The organism is Variovorax raffinosi (assembly GCF_051216615.1).
Classification (GTDB): domain Bacteria; phylum Pseudomonadota; class Gammaproteobacteria; order Burkholderiales; family Burkholderiaceae_C; genus Variovorax.
The window spans coordinates 141,346-161,320 of record NZ_JBPJZR010000006.1 but is presented as its reverse complement, the minus strand read 5'-3'; the positions used below and the strand labels follow the sequence as shown (position 1 = coordinate 161,320).

19 protein-coding genes are annotated in these 19,975 nt (G+C 66.8%); 10 read left to right on the top strand and 9 right to left on the bottom strand.

The features are described from left to right. Positions 1–7: 7 nt before the first annotated feature. Positions 8–1,477: a C13 family peptidase gene (locus tag ACSFB7_RS19420; protein WP_435472990.1), complete on the bottom strand. Its 1,470-nt coding sequence runs from the start codon at positions 1,475–1,477 to the stop codon at positions 8–10. Between the two features lie 82 nt (positions 1,478–1,559). Between ACSFB7_RS19420 and ACSFB7_RS19415 the strand changes: the two genes are divergently transcribed. The 9 genes from ACSFB7_RS19415 to ACSFB7_RS19375 all read left to right on the top strand — a co-directional run bounded on the left by ACSFB7_RS19415 (position 1,560) and on the right by ACSFB7_RS19375 (position 10,263). Then, positions 1,560–2,021, top strand: coding sequence for a metallophosphoesterase family protein (locus tag ACSFB7_RS19415; protein ID WP_435472988.1), 462 nt, complete (start codon positions 1,560–1,562; stop codon positions 2,019–2,021). A 156-nt stretch (positions 2,022–2,177) separates the two neighbouring features. Continuing rightward, the gene (gene efeU / locus ACSFB7_RS19410; protein WP_435472986.1) at positions 2,178–3,014 is read left to right on the top strand and encodes an iron uptake transporter permease EfeU; all 837 of its coding nucleotides are present in this window, start codon (positions 2,178–2,180) and stop codon (positions 3,012–3,014) included. Between the two features lie 9 nt (positions 3,015–3,023). Then, on the top strand, positions 3,024–4,217 hold the full coding sequence (gene efeO, locus ACSFB7_RS19405; RefSeq protein WP_435472984.1) for an iron uptake system protein EfeO: 1,194 nt from the start codon (positions 3,024–3,026) through the stop codon (positions 4,215–4,217). A gap of 23 nt (positions 4,218–4,240) precedes the next feature. Next, a complete protein-coding gene (gene efeB, locus ACSFB7_RS19400; protein ID WP_435472982.1) occupies positions 4,241–5,563 on the top strand; it encodes an iron uptake transporter deferrochelatase/peroxidase subunit in 1,323 nt (440 codons plus the stop codon). Between the two features lie 55 nt (positions 5,564–5,618). After that, a complete protein-coding gene (gene efeO / locus ACSFB7_RS19395; protein WP_435472980.1) occupies positions 5,619–6,455 on the top strand; it encodes an iron uptake system protein EfeO in 837 nt (278 codons plus the stop codon). A 127-nt stretch (positions 6,456–6,582) separates the two neighbouring features. Beyond that, complete coding sequence (locus ACSFB7_RS19390; RefSeq protein ID WP_435472978.1) at positions 6,583–6,882, top strand: FeoA family protein; 300 nt, start codon at positions 6,583–6,585, stop codon at positions 6,880–6,882. Then, complete coding sequence (feoB, locus tag ACSFB7_RS19385) at positions 6,875–8,770, top strand: ferrous iron transporter B (protein WP_435472976.1); 1,896 nt, start codon at positions 6,875–6,877, stop codon at positions 8,768–8,770. The genes ACSFB7_RS19390 and feoB overlap by 8 nt, the downstream gene beginning before the upstream one ends. Before the next feature lie 28 nt (positions 8,771–8,798). After that, positions 8,799–9,074, top strand: coding sequence for a DUF6587 family protein (locus ACSFB7_RS19380; RefSeq protein WP_187108390.1), 276 nt, complete (start codon positions 8,799–8,801; stop codon positions 9,072–9,074). Between the two features lie 4 nt (positions 9,075–9,078). Continuing rightward, entirely contained in the window at positions 9,079–10,263 is a 1,185-nt protein-coding gene (locus ACSFB7_RS19375; RefSeq protein WP_435472973.1) for an FAD-dependent monooxygenase, read from the top strand. 24 nt (positions 10,264–10,287) lie between these two features. On the opposite strand, the gene ACSFB7_RS19370 is transcribed toward ACSFB7_RS19375, so the two are convergent. After that, complete coding sequence (locus tag ACSFB7_RS19370) at positions 10,288–11,538, bottom strand: SMI1/KNR4 family protein (protein WP_435472971.1); 1,251 nt, start codon at positions 11,536–11,538, stop codon at positions 10,288–10,290. A 69-nt stretch (positions 11,539–11,607) separates the two neighbouring features. Continuing rightward, positions 11,608–13,119 carry a reverse transcriptase family protein gene (locus tag ACSFB7_RS19365; protein WP_435472969.1) on the bottom strand — a complete coding sequence of 504 codons (1,512 nt, stop codon included), beginning with the start codon at positions 13,117–13,119 and terminating at the stop codon, positions 11,608–11,610. 223 nt (positions 13,120–13,342) lie between these two features. Here ACSFB7_RS19365 and ACSFB7_RS19360 point away from each other — a divergent pair, with 223 nt between their 5' ends. Continuing rightward, complete coding sequence (locus tag ACSFB7_RS19360) at positions 13,343–14,401, top strand: PDDEXK nuclease domain-containing protein (protein ID WP_435472967.1); 1,059 nt, start codon at positions 13,343–13,345, stop codon at positions 14,399–14,401. Between the two features lie 98 nt (positions 14,402–14,499). Here the strand turns inward: ACSFB7_RS19360 and kynA are convergent, their stop codons facing one another. The 6 genes from kynA to ACSFB7_RS19330 form a co-directional block, all read right to left on the bottom strand. Continuing rightward, on the bottom strand, positions 14,500–15,360 hold the full coding sequence (gene kynA / locus ACSFB7_RS19355; protein WP_435472965.1) for a tryptophan 2,3-dioxygenase: 861 nt from the start codon (positions 15,358–15,360) through the stop codon (positions 14,500–14,502). Next, on the bottom strand, positions 15,357–16,643 hold the full coding sequence (gene kynU / locus ACSFB7_RS19350) for a kynureninase (protein WP_435472963.1): 1,287 nt from the start codon (positions 16,641–16,643) through the stop codon (positions 15,357–15,359). The genes kynA and kynU overlap by 4 nt, the downstream gene beginning before the upstream one ends. A 10-nt stretch (positions 16,644–16,653) precedes the next feature. Beyond that, positions 16,654–17,304, bottom strand: coding sequence for an arylformamidase (gene kynB / locus ACSFB7_RS19345; RefSeq protein WP_435472961.1), 651 nt, complete (start codon positions 17,302–17,304; stop codon positions 16,654–16,656). Positions 17,305–17,379: 75 nt separating this feature from the next. Further along, entirely contained in the window at positions 17,380–17,694 is a 315-nt protein-coding gene (locus ACSFB7_RS19340; protein WP_435472959.1) for a YkgJ family cysteine cluster protein, read from the bottom strand. A gap of 25 nt (positions 17,695–17,719) precedes the next feature. Beyond that, the gene (argF, locus tag ACSFB7_RS19335) at positions 17,720–18,655 is read right to left on the bottom strand and encodes an ornithine carbamoyltransferase (protein WP_435472957.1); all 936 of its coding nucleotides are present in this window, start codon (positions 18,653–18,655) and stop codon (positions 17,720–17,722) included. Continuing rightward, on the bottom strand, positions 18,652–19,860 hold the full coding sequence (locus ACSFB7_RS19330) for an aspartate aminotransferase family protein (RefSeq protein ID WP_435472955.1): 1,209 nt from the start codon (positions 19,858–19,860) through the stop codon (positions 18,652–18,654). Before ACSFB7_RS19330 ends, argF begins: the two co-directional genes overlap by 4 nt. Positions 19,861–19,975 lie beyond the last annotated feature (115 nt).

The window sequence follows — 19,975 nt, the reverse complement described above, 5'->3', positions numbered from 1 at the left end:
TTGATCCTTACTTGCCGGCGGCATCGAGCCGCTGCGCAAGTTGATCGAGCAGCGGTCGGATCTTCTCGCCGACGCTGATTTGCGGATTGGAAAAGCCATCTTCCTTGCCGGCCTCGACCTCGCGTTCGCGGATCACCGGCACGGCCGCTGCAAAGGCGGTCTCGAAGGAATGGGTCTTGCGCAGTTCTTCGTTGAACATCGCGCGGCCGAAGAAGGTCAGCTCCGACAGTCGCCCGCATCCGTACGAGGTGTGGGTGGCGTCGGCAGCGGTCATCACCAGCGTGTGGTCGTTTGCCATCGGCTCGATCCACCCACCCGAATAGCAGGCCGACACCGCCACGACGCGGTTGCGGATGCCCGCGCCGTCGAGGGCCGTGCGCAGCTCCTCGGGCGTGAGCCAGGGCACCGACAGCGGCCAGTGCGCTGCGGCCAGCTTGTGGTCGCGCGCACCGTGCGAAGTGAGGTAGATCACCAGCAGGTCGTTGTCGCGGTCCATGCGCTGGGCCAGCGCCGCCACCGCCCGCTGCAGGTTGAGCGGCGTGGCCCAGGGCAGCGTGTCGGTCGTGGTGGCGTGGTTCATCAGGTGCAGCACATGGCCCCCGGCGTCGAAGCGGTCTTCGAGCAGTTGGGTGACCATGCGGCTTTCGCGCAGGAACACGTCTTCGGACGCGTAGGGCGCGAACACCAGCGCGTAGACATTGGGCTGGCCCGCACGCCGGCCGGCGAGGCCGTTCACCGTGCGGTCCCACAGCGCCTGCTGCTGCTCGAAGACCTCTTGCGTCAGTTTCAGGCGCGGCCGTTCGGGCTCAGAGGTTGCCGCACTGGCGCTGGCGTCGGGCAGCCACACGCGCTCTTCGCTGCTGATCAGTTGCCAGAAGCCCAAGGCCAGCATCGCCACGAACGCTGGCACGAAGAGGGTGACTCGCCAGCGTGAGCCGACCTCGCGCGCGGTGAAGCGCGCCAGCGCAATCACGATCCACGCGCAGCCGATGCCGAAGACGAACCAGTAGCCCTTGGCGCTGGAGAGCATCGAGGGCAGCCAGCCGCGCGAATAACCGACGTACAGCAAGGTGAGCAGCAGATTGCCCGGGAGCATGGCCCAGGTGGCGAGCGCGAACCAGCGCGCCAGCCCGCCGCTCGCGGCCCTGCCGGCGAGCGCGCACCAGCCGAGCCATGCCAGCAGCCCCAGCGTCCAGAGCGGGTTGAGTGCCGCGAGTGCATTGAGTTGCGCGGGGCCTTCCACCTGCAGGCGACCGACGCCGGCCCACAGAAGCTCGGGCAGCAGCACGAGCAGCAGCAGTTGCCAGGGAGCGGGCGTGGCATCGACACCGGGTGCGCGAAGCACGGCGGCGCGCAGGCCGCCGAGGATCCAGCGCAACAAGCTCGCACGCGGCACGGCGACCGGCGAAGGAGGTGGGGCCGGTGCCTCTTCGGGCGTTTCGGCAGCGGGCATCTGTGGGGTGGTGTCCTCGGGCATGGCGCCGATCATGCCTTGGCCGAGGGCGCTTCCAGGCCGCCGCGCCGGGCTCCCCGGGGTTTGCGAGAATCACTTTTTTCTTATGCGCCGCGTCTGCCTCATCTCCGACACGCACGGCCTCTTGCGGCCTGAAGCACTGGTGTTCCTGCAAGGCAGCGACTTCATCGTGCACGGTGGCGACATCGGCAACGCGGGCATTCTCGAAGCGCTCGCGGCCATCGCGCCGCTGACCGTGGTGCGTGGCAACAACGACCGCGAACCTTGGGCCGATGGCATTGCCGAATCGGAATTCCTGAAGGTCGACGGCGTGTGCGTCTACGCCATTCATGATCTCGCCCAGCTCGACATCGACCCGGCCGCTGCCGGTGTTCGTGTGGTCGTCTCGGGCCACTCGCACAAGCCGAAGATCGAGGAGCGCGGTGGCGTCCTGTACGTCAACCCGGGCAGCGCCGGCCCGCGTCGTTTCAAGCTGCCCATTGCGGTGGCCGAACTCCTGATCGACGGCGATGCCGTCACCGCACGCATCGTCGAACTCGCCATCTGAGGGCGGAGCAATCATTACCATCTGGTAATGAAAGCCCTTAAATGAGAATGGATCTTATTTGATGGGTTATCCTCGTTCGCTCCTCCGTGGGGCCAACGTCGAGCGTTGCTGACCTGCCGGCTCCGGGGGCTTCTTCTGCCCTGAATTCCGAAGCCGATGCTCATCCCTTTTCTCATCATGCTGCGCGAAGGCATCGAAGCCGCGCTGATCGTCGGCATCGTTGCCAGCTACCTCAAGCAAAGCGGACGCGGCGCGTTGATGCCCGCGGTGTGGGTCGGCGTGCTGCTGGCCACCGCGCTGTCGCTGTTCGCGGGCGCCGGCCTGCAACTGCTGGCGGCCGAGTTTCCGCAGAAGCAGCAGGAACTGTTCGAGGGCGTGGTCGGGCTGATCGCCGTCGTCATGCTGACCTCGATGGTGTTCTGGATGCGCAAGGCCGCGCGCTCCATCAAGGGCGAACTGCAGGCCTCCATCGACAAGGCGCTCACCAAGGGTGCGGATGGCCAGGGCTGGGCGCTGATCGGCATGGTCTTCCTGGCCGTGGCGCGCGAAGGGCTGGAGTCGTTGTTCTTCCTGCTGGCCGTGTTCCAGCAAAGCAGCGGCTGGGAGGCGCCCGTGGGCGCGCTCGCCGGCATCGCCGTGTCGGTGGCGGTCGGCTGGGGCCTTTATTCGGGCGGCGTGCGGCTCGACCTGCGGCGCTTCTTCCGCTACACGGGCCTGTTCATTCTTCTGGTGGCCGCGGGCCTGCTGGCCGGCGTGCTGCGCAAGCTGCATGAAGGCGGCGTGTGGAACCACCTGCAGACGGTGGTGTTCGACATGAGCGAGACGCTGCCGATGGACAGCCCCGTGGGCGCCGTGCTCTCGGGCCTGCTGGGCTACCAGGCCGCGCCCGTGGTGGGCGAGGTCGTCGTCTACCTGGCTTTCCTCGCGGTCGCCCTGTTCTTCTTCCTGCGCTCGCCCCCGGCGATGGCGCCTCGCGCGGCGCCTGCCCGCTGAAACCCCGCAATGTCCTCTTCCTCTCCCGAACCGAAAACTCCCTCTTCTTCCACGCTCATGCGCGTGGCGGTGGCCGCTTCGGCGCTGCTGGTCGTCGCCGGGCTCGTGGCCTTCTGGTATGCCTCGAACGAGGCCAAGAAGGCACCGGCCAAGGCGGCCGACAACGCCGTCACCGTCACCATCCAGGGCAATGTCTGCGAGCCCAACGAGATCACCGTACCGGCGGGGCGCACGACCTTCACCATCGTCAACAAGTCGAACCGCGCGCTCGAGTGGGAAATCCTCGACGGCGTGATGGTGGTGGAGGAGCGCGAGAACATCGCGCCGGGCTTCTCGCAGACCATGACGGTCAAGCTGTCGCCGGGCGACTTCGCCATCACCTGCGGGCTGTTGAGCAATCCACGCGGCAAGTTGCACGTCACGCCGTCGGCGGCCTCGAAGGCCGAAGAGGCGCGGCCTTCGCTCGTCAACTACGTGGGCGCGTTGGCCGAGTACCAGGTGTTCCTGCGGCTCGAAGCCGGCACGCTGGACGACGCGGTGCGCGCTCTTGCCGACGCCATCAAGGCCGGTGACCTGCAACAGGCCCGCGCGCTCTACGCGCCGGCCCACCAGTCCTACAAGCGCATCGAGCCGATGGCCGAGTTGTTCGCCGACCTCGACACGCGCATCAACGCGCGTGCCGACTATTTCGAGAAGCGCGAGGCCGACTCCGGCTTCACCGGCTTCCATCGCATCGAGTACGCGCTCTACAGCCAGAACGACGTGAAGGGCCTGGCGCCCGTGGTCGACCAGTTGATCGCCGACATCGGCGTGCTCAAGGAGCGCCTGCGCGGGCTCAACATGCCGCCCGAGCGCCTGGCCGGTTCGGCGTCCAAGCTGCTGCGCCGCGTGGCCGACAACCTGCCGGCCGGCGGTGAAGACCACTACGGCCATGCCGAGCTGGTGAACCTGCAGGGCACGTACGAAGGCACGAAGAAGATTTCGGAACTGCTGCAGCCGCTGCTGGTCAAGGCCGCGCCCGCGCTGCAAAAGAGCGTGGACGAACGCTTCGCCGCCTTCGATGCCGCATTGGCGCCGTACCGCGAAGGCGAGGGCTTCAAGGCCGCGCCGCTCGACGAAGCACAGAGAAAGACCATCGCAGACGCCGTGCGCGCGCTGGCGGACGAACTCGGCAAGGTGAATGCCGCGCTCGGCCTGGAATGAGTTGAAAGAAAAAGAGTATTCCCATGGAAAAGCCGACCCCCGAACCCGCGCCCGCTTCCGGACAACCCGCCTCGCCGCACCGCCGCCGCATGCTCGGCGCCGCAGGCGTTGCCTTCGCCGGCCTCGCTGCCTCGGCCCATGCCGCCGCAGCGCCTGCGGGCTCGCCCAATTCGCCCGATGCCGGCGCGCAGGTCACCGACGCGCCGCAAAGCAGCCACACGCAAGACCGCGTGCCCTTCCGCGGCAAGCACCAGGCGGGCATCGTCACGCCGCGCCCGACGGCCGGCATGATTGCCTCGTTCTATGTGTTGGCCGAGAACCGCGCCGACCTGGAGCGCCTGTTCCACACGCTCACCGAACGCATCGCCTTCCTGACGCAGGGCGGCCTGCAGACCGACCCCGATCCCAAGCTGCCGCCCGCCGGCTCCGGCATCCTCGGCCCGGTGGTGCAGCCCGACGGGTTGACGGTCACGGTGTCGGTCGGCACCTCGCTGTTCGACGAGCGCTTCGGCCTCGCAAAGAAAAAGCCGGTGCGGCTCAACCAGATGCAGCGCCATCCCAACGACGCGCTCGATGCCGCGCTGTGCCACGGCGACCTGTCGATCCAGTTCTGCGCCAACACGCCCGACGCCAACATCCACGCGCTGCGCGACATCATCAAGAACACGCCCGACCTGCTGGTGCTGCATTGGAAGCAAGAGGGCACCGTGCCGCCGATTCCGGCCGTGCCCGGCAAGCCGGCCGAGAGCGCGCGCAATTTCCTCGGCTTCAGGGACGGCTCGGCCAACCCCGACTCGGCCGACAACAAGCTGATGGACAGCATCGTGTGGGTGCAGCCCGGCAGCGACGAGCCGGCCTGGGCCGTGGGCGGCAGCTACCAGGCGGTGCGGATCATCCGCAACTTCGTCGAACGCTGGGACCGCACGCCGCTGCAGGAGCAGGAGGCCATCATGGGCCGCCTCAAGCCCACCGGCGCGCCGATGGATGGCGGCAAGACCGAGCACGACGTGCCCGACTACAGCAAGGACGCCGAAGGCAAGGCCACGCCGATGGATGCGCACATCCGCCTGGCGAACCCGCGCACGAAGGCCACCGGCAAGAACCTCATGCTGCGCCGGCCCTTCAACTATTCGAACGGCGTCACCAAGTCGGGCCAGCTCGAAATGGGGTTGCTGTTCATCTGCTATCAGGCCAACCTGGAGAACGGCTTCATCGCCGTGCAGACGCGCCTGGACGGAGAACCGCTCGAGGAATACATCAAGCCCATCGGCGGCGGCTTCTTCTTCACGCTGCCCGGCGTGCAGGACGAGCGCGACTGGCTGGGGCGCAGCCTGATGGCGGCCTGAGGCCGCGTCTTCGGGACCACAAGTTTTTTTCACTACCGCTAGAACCAGGAGATCCATGACCGTGCAGTTCCGCCGCCATTTCCTCGCCACTTTCGTTGCAGGCTTCGCCGGGCTCTATGCCGTGGGCGCGCAAGCCGCCGTGTCGCCGCTCGAGTTGGTCGGACCGATCTCCGACTACAAGATCTACGTGGCCGAGAACGTGCGCAAACTGGCGACGGACACGCGCGCCTTCACCGCCGCGGTGAAGGCCGGCGACATCGAGAAGGCGAAGAAGCTCTATGCGCCGACGCGCACCAGCTACGAACGCATCGAGCCGGTGGCCGAACTCTTCAACGACCTCGACAAGTCGATCGACTCGCGCGCCGACGACCACGAAAAGGCCGAGAAAGACCCGGCCTTCGGTGGCTTCCACCGCATCGAGTACGGCCTGTGGGTGCAAAAGAGCACCAAGGAACTGAACCCCGTGGCCGACAAGCTGCTAGCCGACGTGCTCGAGTTGCAAAAGCGCCTGGTCGCGCTGACCTTCCCGCCCGAGAAGGTGGTGGGCGGTGCCGCCGTGCTGATGGAAGAGGTGGCCGCCACCAAGATTTCGGGCGAAGAAAACCGCTACAGCCACACCGACCTGTGGGACTTTCAGTCCAACTTCGAGGGCGCCTACAAGATCGTCGAGTTGCTGCGTCCGCTGGTCGTGAAGGAAAACAAGGCCTTCTCGGACAAGACCGATGCCAACTTCAAGGTCGTGTTCGACACGCTGGCCAAGTACAAGACGGCCGATGGCGGCTTCGAGACGTACTCCAAGCTCACCGAGCGCGACCGCAAGATGCTGGCCGGCCGTGTCAACACGCTGGCTGAAGATCTCTCCAAATTGCGCGGAATGCTCGGCCTGAACTGATCGAAAACCCGGTTTCCTCGGGGGATCGACGTCTTTCTGGGGTCTTGGTCAGGTTTTCGCGAGTGAGAATTGCTAGCATTCGGGTATTGCTTACTTGGCGCGCCGATATTCAGGGCGCACTCTCACCGTGCACACCAATGACAACGGCGCAGCGCCGGCACCCGCCGTCCTGCACCTCGACCAACTCCCCGACAACCAGTGGGCCACCGTGCTCGACGTCGCCCGCCCCGAGAGCGCCGACGACCGCGAACTCGTATTGCGCCTGACCGAAATCGGCTTCGTCCCCGGCGAAGCGGTGCGCATCGTGGCCAGCGGCATCCCGGGGCGCGAGCCCCTGGCGGTTCGCCTGGGCCACACCACCTTCGCGCTGCGCCGCCACGAGGCCGCGCTCATCCACGTGACGCCGGGAGCCGAGCACCATGGTTGAAGCCGTCATCCAGGGGCCGGGCGGCTTCGCGGCCACCGCACAGCCGGGGCGCATCGCGCTGCTGGGCAATCCGAACTGCGGCAAGACCGCGCTCTTCAACCTGTTGACCGGCAGCCGCCAGAAGGTCGCCAACTACGCCGGCGTGACCGTCGAGCGCAAGGAAGGCACGCTGCGCACGCCGTCGGGCCGCCGCGTCTTCGTGCTCGACCTGCCGGGCGCCTACAGCCTGAACGCGCTGAGCGCCGACGAGGCCGTCACCCGCGACATCGTCACCGGCCAGAGCCAGGAAGCCTTGCCCGACCTGCTGGTGTGCGTGACCGACGCCACCAACCTGCGCCTGAACCTGCGGCTGGTGCTCGAAGCGAAGAAGCTCGGCCTGCCGATGGTGGTGGCGCTCAACATGACCGACATGGCCCGCAAGCAGGGCATCGTGGTCGACACCGCCGTGCTGTCGCGCGAGCTGGGTCTGCCGGTGGTCGAGACCGTCGGCGTGCACACCGGCGGCGCGCAGAGCCTGCTCGACGCGCTCGACAAGCCCGTGGTCGCCGCTTCGCCGCAACCCTGGCAGGCGCCCGGGCTCGACGACGTGCTCGCCACGCAGCGCGAAGTGCGCCGCATCCTCGGCCTGGCGGTGACCGAGCCGGTCGGCAGCCTTGCCACCAGCGACCGCATCGACCGTGTGGTGATGCATCCGGTGTGGGGCATGCTGGTGCTCGCCGTCACCATGTTCCTGATGTTCCAGGCCGTGTTCAGCTGGGCCAACGTGCCGATGGACGTCATCAAGGCCGGCACCGAAGCTCTTGGCGGCCTGCTCAAGGCGCACATGGCCGAAGGCATGCTGCAGAGCCTGCTGGTCGACGGCGTGATCGCGGGCGTGGGCGGCGTGATCGTCTTTCTGCCGCAGATCCTGATTCTTTTCCTCTTCATCCTCGCGCTCGAAGACTCCGGCTACCTGCCGCGTGCAGCCTTCCTGCTCGACCGCGTGATGGGCACCGTGGGGCTGTCGGGCCGCTCGTTCATTCCGCTGCTGTCGAGCTTCGCCTGCGCCATTCCGGGCGTGATGGCCACGCGCACCATCAGCAACTGGCGCGACCGCATCACGACCATCATGATCGCGCCGCTCATGACGTGCTCGGCGCGGCTGCCGGTGTATGCGCTGCTCATTGCCGCCTTCATTCCGGCGCGCACCGTGGGCGGTGTGTTCAACCTGCAGGGCGTGGTGCTGTTCGCGCTGTATGTGTTCGGCATCGTCTCGGCGATGGCCGTGGCCTGGGTGATGAAGCGCTTTCGGGACAACGCGCAGCATTCGCCGCTGATGATGGAACTGCCGGCCTACCGCTGGCCCAACCCGCGCAACCTGGCATTGGGGCTGTACGAGCGCGCGTGGATCTTCATCCAGCGCGTGGGCACGATCATCCTCACGCTCACGATCCTGCTGTGGTTCCTGTCGACCTTCCCGTCGCCGCCCGAAGGCGCGACCGGCCCGGCCATCCAGTACAGCCTGGCCGGCATGATCGGCCGCGGGCTCGAACACATCTTCGCGCCCATCGGCTTCAACTGGCAGATCTCGATTGCACTGGTGCCGGGGATGGCCGCGCGCGAAGTGGCGGTGGGCGCACTGGGCACGGTGTACGCGCTCTCGGCCACCGGCGAGGACGTGGCGGGCGCGCTGGAGCCGCTGATCGCCGGGAGCTGGTCGTTGGCCACCGCACTGTCGTTGCTGGTCTGGTACGTGTTTGCGCCGCAGTGCATCTCGACGCTCGCGGCCGTCAAGCGCGAAACCGGCTCGTGGAAGTACGTGTGGATCATGGCGGGCTACCTGTTCGCACTGGCCTATGCGGCGTGCTTCATCACCTACCGCGTTGCACTGGCACTCGGAGCAGGGTAAAACCGGCAGCGAAAGGTTTGAAGAAGAAATGGCACAGCAACTGATCGTCGGATTGATCGTCGCGGCGGCCGCGTTCTATGCGGTCTGGCGCTGGATGCCCGCAGGCTGGCGGCGCAGCGCGGCGCACAAGCTCGCGGCCGGCACGCAACGCGCCGGGCTGGTCGACCAGCAACGTGCCGACCAACTGGCGGCTTCGCTCGCCAAGACCTCGGGCTGCGGCTCCTGCGACACCTGCGGAAGCTGCGCCCCCAAGACCCCCTTCAAACCGGAAGCCGACAAGCTGTCGTCCACGAACAGCCTCTGAGCCGATGTCCGCGCACATCCTCGTCGCCGGGGGCGGCATCGGGGGGCTGGCCACGGCGCTGGCGCTTTCCCGCAACCGGCACCGGGCCGACGTTTTCGAGCAGGCCACTGTCTTCGGTGAAATCGGTGCCGGCGTGCAGCTCGGCCCCAATGCCACTCGACGCCTTCAGCAACTCGACCTGGGGCAAGGCCTGGCCGCCATCGCCGCTTGTCCCGACTCACTTGTGGTCCACAGCGCCGGCAGCGGCGCCGAATTGGCCCGTCTGCCGCTTGGCGATGCGATGCAACAGCGCTACGGCGCACCTTATTTCTGCGTTCACCGCGCCGACCTGCACGGGCTGCTTCTTGACGCGGTGCGCACACGCGGCACCGGCACGTTGGTCACTGCGGCCCATATCGAACAGATCGAGACCAGCGACGACCTCGTGTGCGTGTCGAGCACCGACGCGCGCGCCTGGGAAGGCGAAGCGCTCGTGGGCGCCGATGGTCTCTGGAGCCTGGCGAGGCGGCAGCTGGCTTCCGCTGCAGCCGCCGAGCCGCCGCGTGTCACAGGCCACACCGCCTGGCGCGCGTTGATCCAGCAATCGGCACTGCCCGCGGCATTGCGCCGCACGCGGGTCGATGTGTGGCTCGGCCCGCATCTGCATGCCGTGGCGTACCCGGTGCGCGGCGGCGACTGGCTCAACGTGGTCGTGATCGCTGAATCCGCTCCCGCCGGCGATGCGCGCGACTGGGACCAGTCCAGCAGCATCGTGGCCCTGAAGCAGGCGATGGGGCATAGCTGTGCCAGCTTGCAGGCCCTGCTCGACGCCATGCCCGGCTGGCGCGCCTGGTCGCTCAGCGACCGCGCGCCCGTTGCCTCTGCCGCCGACATGGCGCATGAGCGCGTCGCGCTGGTGGGCGATGCCGCGCATCCGATGGTTCCCTACCTTGCGCAGGGCGCCGGCATGGCGATCGAAGACGCGTTGGCACTGGCGGATGCACTCGGCCACGGCAGCGCGGCTGAAGTGCCGGCCGCCTTTTCGCGCTACGCCGACGCGCGCTGGGCGCGCAATGCACAGGTGCAGGCGAGGGCGCGTCGCAACGGCGAAATCTTCCATGCCACGGGAGCAGTGCGCCTGGGCCGCGACATGGCGATGCGCCTGCTCGGCGCGAAGCTGCTCGACCAGCCCTGGCTGTACGGCGGATAGGCCAAGCGCTGCGGTCGGCGCGCCTCAGAGCCTGAAGGTCTGCAGGTGCTCGATGCGCTCGGCCAGCCCTTCCTGTCCCAGGTAGTGGCCGTGCTTGCCATCGGCCATCTTCGCCAGCGTCGTCTCCAGCTCGAGCAGCATGGCATCGCGGTCCGCCACGAAAGCAGGCGGCACGTCGATGCCCGCCCGCGCACAGGCGTCCGCGATCAGGTGCGCGCTCGCGGGTGCGCCGCAGGCCGCGCACTTGACGATGGCCGCGACGCTGGGCTCGGCGCCATTGGCCAGCAGCGCACTGGTGAGTTCGGGCGCAATCTGGCCGTTGATGTTGCGCAGGGCATCGATGGCCACAGGGGCGCCCGCGCGCACCAGCGCTGCTGCTGCGGCAAAGGCGTCATGCCCCACTGCCACGTCGGTGGCGAGCGCGCTGCCTTGCAGCGGCCCCTCGAAGCTCACGCCCGCAGCAGCGAGCTGCACGATCAGCCCGGCATCGTCGGTGGCAATCGCATGGCGCAGCGCCACGCGCGCCAGCGCCGGCTGATGGCGCAGCGTGGCTTCGGCCAGCGGCGTGCGCCAGTCGAGCACGGCGCGGCAATAGAAGGCGACCAGCTTGTCCATCAGGTCGAGGTCCAGGCCGTGGTCCTGGTGCCGGTCGTCCATGTATTCGAGCAAGGTCTGCCCCGAGAAATAGTCGCCCGCAGGCGCCAGCGGGTCTTCTTCCAGGTGCAGCGCCGCGAAGGCTCCGTGCAGGTTGGGCGCGATGGTGCTCAGGGCGTCTTCGTGCAGCGCGTGCGTCCACGCAGGCGGCAGGCCCTGCTTCCACGCGACGATCTGTCCCTGCCCGGCGCCGGGCTCGACCACCGCGTAGATGCGGTCGCGGTATTCGAAGCCGCCGAAGGGCAGGTGCGTGAGCTTGCCGCTCCATGGCGTGCCGCCGCCTTCGGCGGCTTCCTCGGCCTGCTCCTGTTCATGCTCGATCCAGCCCTGCAGGTCGCGGTAGCCGTCGCTGCCGTCCCAGAACAGTTCCGACCAACTGACCGCCTCGACGTTGCCGTTCATTTCGAGCGTCAGGTCGTAGTCGAGCCGCCCGCCTGCTGTCTGCTGCCACAGCGCGACCAGCGCCTCGGGCAGAGGCCCCGCGCACAGGGCCTGCACGGCGGCGATCTGCTGCGCCGGCATCGGCGGTTGCGCATCGAAGATCACGCGGTCTGCGAACAGCACGACGCCGTGTTCGCGCAGGATGGAGAGCTCGTCGGGTGTGAACCGGATGTCGTTCATGGCAGTGGTCTCCGTTGTTTCCAAAATGTAGCGCTTTGCGCAGATGGAACAACCCATGCCACCCCTATTTCATGAGGGCGGTTGCGCGGTGGCTGGCCATTCGATCCGGTCGAAGATGCGCATCAGGCGGATCTTGCGGGTCGGATTGAACTGGCCGATCCACGCGATGTGGCCCAGCAGGTGACCGCGAAAGTCGTTCAGCTCCGCGCGGTTCTGGCTTGCGGGCCCGTGCACCGCGCAGCGATGCAGCACGGCCTTGAGCCGGTCGAAGTCTTCGCGCGGCGCATTCGCCTTCTGGTTGACCACCACGCCGGTCACGCGCTGCTGTTGGTGCTGCGGCATGCAGCGCACCTTGCGTGGATGAAGCTCGAAGCCTTCGTCGGCCGCGATGCCGCCGACCCATGCCCGCAACGCGCTGAACCGGCCGCGCAGCGATGCCGGTCCCGAGAACACGAGGTCGTCGGCGTAGCGCGTGTAGGTGGCGCCGAAGACCCACGCCAGTCCTTCGAGCCGCAGGTCGAGCCGAAAGGCGCAGAGATTCGCCAGCGCGGGAGAGCAGGGCGAGCCTTGCGGCAGATGCGGCGCGGCCAGCCGCTTGGCACCCATCCAGTCGAGGCCGCCATCGTCGCGCAGTCGTTCGACCACGGCGCTGTCGGTGCGGTGCGTGCACAGCGCGGTGAGGGCGCGCGACACGCCCTCGGGGTAGCCCAGCGTGCGCCACATCGCATGCACGCGCGACGCACGAACACCGGGAAAGAAGTCGCGCAGGTCGAAGCCGATCACCACGTCCTTGCCTGCATGCGCGGCCGCATGGCTGGCGACGGAGCGGCCTTGCACGAAGCCGTGCGCTGCCTCGTGCACGGGCACGTGTTGAAGCAGGTCGTCGAGGATGCGGCGCTGCGCGCGCTTCAGATCGGCCTTGGGAATTTCCAGCAGGCGCAGGCCGCCGAGGCGCTTGGGCTGCAACTGGTAGCGGTAATGAGAGGCGGGGCGCGGGCTGGTCGCGTCGGACTCGCGAAAGCCTTGTGCCGCCGATGTGAGCCATGCCAGGCGGTCGGGTTCGAGTTCCAGCCACTGCGCGAGTTCGGCCAGCGTGGGAACGTGCGGCAAGCCGAAGTGATCGAGGCCCATCGGGCGCGGCAGCATCTGCGCGGGCCGCAGGATGATGCGGCGAACCTGCGGCAGCTCGTCCTGCGCAAAGGCGAGGTCCAGCTCGGGCATGTCATGGATCGCCTTCGCCAGCGCAGGCAGGTCGGTGCGCTGCCACGTGGCTTGCGAGCGATTGCCGAGTGCTTCGGTCAGCGGCTTCAGCCAGGCCTGGTCGGCGCTGAGCGTTGCGGCGGCCCGTGCGCGCAGTGCGTCGGGCGCGGTGCCGCCATGCTGCCCGGCGTCGGCCAGCAAGGCCCGCGCAAGGCTGCGGGCCAGCCATTCCCTGTAGCTCAACGCGCGCGTCATGAAGGTGATGAAGCCGATCGATGAAGTGGGCGGCAACCAGCCCTTCAACCAGCCGGTGATGCGCCAGCTGCGCTGCGCGTCAGCGCAGTCCCGCTTGCGCGCCGGAACGTGTAGCCATCCATCCACCGCGGGGTGACCCCGCAGCACAAGGTCAAACGACGAATCGAATCACCTTGTCGAGTCTTGAAGTGCTGGTGCCGCGCGGATTGTAGGAGTGCCTGAATTTCAGGAAAAAGTACGACCTGAGCGAAACAAGAGAGGGTCGACTGATTTCAATACCTTCAATAATCCGCCACGGCGCCCGGGCGTTGCCTGCGCCGGCCCATATCTGCAGCAGGATCCAGTGCCAATGAACAGTCCCAGACCTCCGTCGCTCACGGATGCGCCTACCGGCTATGCCGAATGGCTCACCGAGCTGAAATTGCGTGTCCATGGTGCCCGGCAGCGCGTGGCGACCGCTGTCAACCGCGAGTTGGTAAATTTGTACTGGCAGATTGGTCGGGACATCCTCGCGCAGCAGGCCAAGCAAGGATGGGGCGCCAAGGTCATTGAGCGTTTGGCCCATGATCTGCGCATCGCCTTTCCTGAGATGAAAGGGTTTTCTCGCGCCAACCTCATGTACATGCGTGCTTTTGCCGAGGCATGGCCCGATGAGGAAATTGTCCAACAGGCTGTTGGACATTTGCCCTGGGGCCATAACCTGGTTTTGCTGAGCAAGCTCAAGACGACGCAGCTGCGCCTGGCTTATGCACAGAGAGCGATCGAGCAGGGTTGGTCGCGCAATGCGCTCAATATCCATATCGAAACGCGTCTTCTGGAGCGAGAGGGAAAAGCTGTGACCAATTTTTCGACACGGCTTCCTGCACCGCGCTCGGATCTGGCGTTGCAGGCACTCAAGGACCCCTATGTATTCGATTTCCTGGGTATTGGGCAGGAAGCAGGCGAGCGCGAAATCGAAGCCGCGTTGGTGGAGCACATTTCCCGCTTCTTGTTGGAGCTCGGGGCTGGCTTTGCGTACGTCGGACGGCAGGTTCCCATTGAAGTCGGTGGAGATGATTTCTTCATCGACCTGCTTTTCTATCATCTGAAGCTGCACTGCTACGTGGTCATCGAGCTGAAGGCGGGGGCTTTCAAGCCAGAGCATGCCGGTCAGTTGAGTTTTTATCTGACGGCGGTCGATGCGCAGCTCAAGTCAGATCAGGATGCCTCGACCATCGGCTTGTTGCTGTGCAAGACAAAGAACCGCGTGGTTGCCGAATATGCGCTTCGCGACTCCAACAAGCCAATCGGCATTGCCGAATACCAGTTGGTCGAATCCCTTCCGAAGGAATTGCAGACGAACTTGCCGACCATCGAGCAGATCGAGCAGGAGTTGGAGCGATATCGGGAGAAGGGGGAGGGCACATGAGCCCTGCCTGTGCCTCCAGCAGGACGACGCAAATTTCTTGAATCGGAAAAGCGCTGGCGGCATTCGGGTGATGTGCGCGCCGCCTGCGGTTTCTCCATTCACAGGTCGGTGCGCAGCTTCCAGATTTCGGGAAACAGCACCACGTCGAGCATCTTGCGCAGGTAGCTCACGCCGCCGGTGCCGCCGGTGCCGCGCTTGAAACCGATCACGCGCTCGACGGTGGTCACGTGGCGGAAGCGCCAGAGACGGAAGGCGTCTTCGAGGTCGGTGAGTTTTTCGCCGAGCTGGTACAGGTCCCAGTGATCGTGCGGGTTGCGATAGACGACGAGCCACGCCGCCTCGACGCCGTCGCTCACTTCATAGGGCTGCGTCCAGTCACGCTCCAGCCGGTCGGCCGGCACCGGCAGGCCGTGGCGTGCCAGCAGGCGCAGCGACTCGTCGTACAGCGACGGCGCGCGGTAGGCCGCATCGACCTGCGCCAGCAGATCGGCACGGTGCGCGTGCGGCTTGAGCATGGCGGCGTTCTTGTTGCCGAGCGCGAATTCGATGCAGCGGTACTGCGCGCTCTGGAAGCCGCTGGAGTTGGCAAGGTAGGGGCGCATCGCCGTGTACTCGGGCGGCGTCATGGTCGACAGCACGGTCCATGCGCTCACGAGCTGTTCCATGATGCGGCTCACGCGCGCCAGCATCTTGAAGGCGTCGGCCAGTTTCTCTTGCGCGATGCAGCTCGTGGCGGCGTGCAGCTCGTGCAGCATCAGCTTCATCCAGAGTTCGCTGGTCTGGTGTTGCACGATGAACAGCATTTCATCGTGCGCGGGCGACAGTGGATGCTGTGCGTTGAGGATCTCATCGAGGTGCAGGTAGTCGCCGTAGCTCATGGACTTGCTGAAGTCCAGCTGCGCCTTCTCTTCGTGAACGATGTTCTCGGGGTTGTTAGCGGGGCTCTTGTCGGCGGTCATGTCACTGCGTTCTTGCGGTTGAATTCAGCGCGTCGCCACTCGCCGGTTTCGAGCACCTGCACGAGATGCTCGACCGAGTTCCACACGTCCTCGAAGCCGATGTACAGCGGCGTGAAGCCGAAGCGCAGGATGTCGGGCATCTGCGAATCGCCGGCGCGGTAGTCGCCGATGACGCCGCGCGCGATCAGCGCCTGCACGATGGCGTAGGCGCCTTCTTCGCGGCTCAGGCAGACCTGCGAGCCGCGTTGAGCGTGCTCGCGCGGCGTGACCAGCGACAGGCCCTGGCCCTTGCAGCGTTCTTCGACCAGCGTGATGAACAGGTCGGTGAGCGCGAGCGACTTGGTGCGCAGTGCCGCCATCGCGCCTTGCCCGGCGTTGAAGGCCTCGGCCGCGAGCACGGTGTCGAGGCCGCATTCGAGCCCCGCCAGCGCAATGATCGGCTGCGTGCCGCAGAGGTAGCGGCCGACGCCCGGCGCGGGCCGGTAGTGCGGCGTGAACTCGAAGGGCGCCGCATGGCCCCACCAGCCTGACAGCGGCTGCTCGAACTGGCCGGCGTGCCGCGCGTTGACCCACGCAAAGGCGGGAGCGCCCGGGCCACCGTTCAGGTACTTGTAGCCGCAGCCGATGGCGTAGTCGGCGTTGCTGTCGTTCAGCGCCACCGGCACGGCGCCCGCGCTGTGCGCGAGGTCCCACACCGCGAGCGCGCCCACGGCGTGGGCGGCGGCGGTGATGGCCTTCATGTCGTGCATGGCGCCGGTGCGGTAGTTGACGTGCGTCAGCATCAGCACGGCCACTTCGTCGGTCAGCACCGAATCCGGGCCTTGCAGTTCGCTCGCGCCGATCAGCTTGAGCGTGAAGCCGCGTTCGCGGCACAGCGACTCGGCGATGTAGAGGTCGGTCGGGAAGTTGCTGCGCTCGCTGATCACCAGCTTGCGGCCGCTGTCCTTCTGCTGCGAGAGCGCGGCGAACAGCACCTTGTAGAGGTTCACCGAGGTGCTGTCGGTGCACACCACTTCGCCGGGCGCGGCGCCGATCAGGCGGGCCACCTTGTCGCCCAGGCGCTGCGGCAGGTCGAACCAGCTCGCGGTGTTCCACGAGCGGATCAGGCCTTCGCCCCATTCCTTCGTCACCACTTCGGCGATGCGCGCCGGCGCGGCCTTGGGCATCACGCCGAGCGAGTTGCCGTCGAGGTACAGCACGTCCCCGGGGATGGTGAATTGGTCGCGCAGTGCGCGCAGCGGGTCTTGCGCGTCGAGCGCGCGGCAGTCTGCAAGGGTCGTCATGGTGGAGGTTTCAGCGAGGAAGTTCGCGCAGCACGGCGCGAACGGGGGAGGCATCGGCGCTGACCAGCTTGAGCGGCAGCGCGATGAGTTCGTAGTCGCCTTCGGGCACGTCGTCGAGCACGAGGTTCTCGAGCACGCGCAGGTCGAGGCGGCGGATGCGTTGATGGCTTTCCAGCGTCTTGCTGTCGGCCGGGTCGATGCTGGCGGTGTCGATGCCGATGAGCTTCACGCCCATGGCCGCGAGCCGTTCGACGGTGGCGGGTGCGTAGGCCGCGAGCTGCGGGTCCCAGCGGTCCACCGGCATGGCGGTGTAGGTGCGCACCAGCACGCGTTGCGGCAGGTGGCTGTCGACGGCATGGGCGATGTGCTCCCACTCGATCAGCGGGCCCTTGTCGATCGCGTGGATCACGCGGCAGGGGCCGAGAAAGGGCGTGAGGTCGACATGGCCGATGGTCTGGCCGTCGGGGTCGTAGTGCAGGGGCGCATCGGCGTGCGCGCCGACGTGGGGCGAGAGCTTGATCTCGCTGACGTTCACCGGGCAGCCCGGCGAAATGGTCGCGGCCCAGCGCTGCTGGTAGGGCGTGTCGCCGGGAAACACCGGCGCGCCTTCATGCACGGGCGGCGAAATGTCCCAGATGCGTTGCTGATGTGATGGAGCCATGGCGCGAAGGTAGCGCCGGGCGAGGGGTCGTGGTGTCGGTTATTTCCAACACCGAGCGTGACGAGATGAACCCGCTCAGTGCAACGAGGACAGCGCTGGCAGCCCGTGCCGTGCCCGAGCCCGCTCGCAGGCGTCGCTGCCGGACTGCAGCTCATGGCAGGGGTTGGGGCGCCATTCGTAGATGCCGCAGCTCACGGCTTGGCCGATCTTGCCGGTGAGGGCGGCGCAGCGCATCGGCGTGTGGTCGGTGCCGCGCATGCGGCAGATGGCGTCGTTCACTTCGACGGCAAGGCCCGAAGGCACCCGGCCGCCGTTGTCGTCGAGTTCATGCACGCTGAAGTCGACGCGGTAGGCGGCGCAGCAGGCGCCGCATTGCTGGCAATCGGACATGCGGCTGCGCCTTTGGCCCGGAAGATCAGAGCCTGCCCAGGAGCAGGAACTCCATCAGCGCCTTCTGGGCGTGCAGCCGGTTCTCGGCCTCGTCCCACACCACCGACTGCGGGCCGTCGATGACTTCGGCCTGCACTTCCTCGCCACGGTGGGCGGGCAGGCAGTGCATGAAGAGCGCGCCGGGCTGGGCGATGCGCATCATGTCCTCGTCGACGCACCAGTCGGCAAAGGCCTTGCGGCGCGCCTCGTTCTCGGCTTCGTAGCCCATGCTGGTCCAGACGTCGGTGGTGACCAGGTCGGCGCCGCGGCAGGCTTCCATCGGGTCCTTGAAGACCTTGTAGCTGTCGCCCGAGCGGATGCCGGCGATCGACTGGTCGACCTCGTAGCCGCTGGGCGTGCTCACGTGCACCGTGAAGCCCAGGATCTCGGCCGCCTGCAGCCAGGTGTTGGCCATGTTGTTGCCGTCGCCCACCCACGCCACCGTCTTGCCCTGGATGGAGCCGCGGTGCTCGATGTACGTGAAGATGTCCGCCAGGATCTGGCAGGGGTGGAACTCGTTGGTCAGGCCGTTGATGACCGGCACGCGCGAGTGCGCCGCGAAGGCGTCGATCTTGGTCTGCTCGTAGGTGCGGATCATCACGATGTCGACCATGCGGCTGATGACCTTAGCGCTGTCCTCGATGGGCTCTGCGCGGCCCAGTTGGCTGTCGCCGGTGGTCAGGTGGACCACGCTGCCGCCGAGCTGGTACATGCCGGCCTCGAAGCTCACGCGGGTGCGCGTGCTGGCCTTCTCGAAGATCATGGCCAGCGTGCGGTCGACCAGCGGCTGGTGCTTTTCGTAGGTCTTGAACTTCTTCTTGATGATCGCCATGCGATCGAAGAGGTAGACGTACTCGTCCGCCGTGAGGTCGGCGAACTGCAGGTAGTGGCGAATGGCTGCGGGTGTCGTGGCGGTCGTCATTGCGCGGCAGGCTCCGACAGGAAGGCTTTGACGATGGGCGCGAGGATGGCGACGATCTCGTCGGCCTCGGCAATGCTCAGGATGAGCGGCGGCACGAGGCGGATCACCTTGTCGGCCGTCACGCTCAGCAGCAGGCCGGCGTCGCAGGCGCGGTTCAGGATCACGCCGCAGGGACGGTCGAGCTCGATGCCCAGCATCAGGCCCTGGCCGCGGATTTCCTTCACGCCGGGCAGGCCGCCGATTTCGCGCTCCAGCGCGGCCTTCAGGTGCGCGCCCACGGTGGCGGCGTTCTCGAGCAGCTTGTGCTCTTCCATGATGCGGATGGTCTCGACACCGGCGCGCATCGCGAGCGGATTGCCGCCGAAGGTGGTGCCGTGGTTGCCCGGCCCGAAAATGTTGGCGGCCTTGGGGCCGGCCACCACGGCGCCGATCGGCACGCCCGAGCCCAGGCCCTTGGCCAGGGGCATCACGTCAGGCTTGATGCCGGCCCACTGATGGGCAAACCACTTGCCGGTGCGGCCCATGCCGCACTGCACTTCGTCGATCATCATGAGCCAGTCGCGCTCGTCGCAGAGCTGGCGCACTTGCTTGAGGTAGTCCACGCGCATCGGGTTGATGCCGCCTTCGCCCTGGATGGTCTCGAAGAACACGGCGACCACGTTCGGGTTGCCTTCGGTGGCCTTCTTCAGGGCCTCGATGTCGTTCAGCGGCACGCGGATGAAGCCCTCGACCAGCGGGCCGAAGCCGGCCTGCACCTTGGGGTTGCCGGTGGCCGACAGGGTGGCGATGCTGCGACCGTGGAAGGCGGCTTCATAGACCACGATCTCGGGGCGCTCGATGCCCTTGTCATGGCCGTACTTGCGGGCCAGCTTCAGGGCGGCTTCGTTGGCTTCCAGGCCGGTGCAGCAGAAAAACGCGTTGGTCAGGCCCGAGATCTCGGTCAGCTTGGTGGCGAGCTGTTCCTGGCCGGTCACGTGGTAGTAGTTGGAGCTGTGGATCAGCTTGGTCAGCTGGTCCTGCAGCGCGGGCACCAGCTCGGGGTGGTTGTGGCCCAGCGTGTTGACGGCGATGCCGCCCAGGCCGTCGATGTAGGCCTTGCCCGTGGTGTCCCAGACTCGGCAGCCCTGGCCGTGCGACAGCGCGATCGGCAGGCGACCGTAGGTGTTCATGACGTGGGGCGAGGTGGGCTGGGCAGTGGCGCTCATTCGGGTTCTCCAGATAGGGAACGCGGATTCTAGGCGTGCGATTTGACGGCTTCGTTGAGGATTCCGCATTACAGCAATGCCCCATGTTCAGGATGCAAAAAGTGGCGCGGATAGA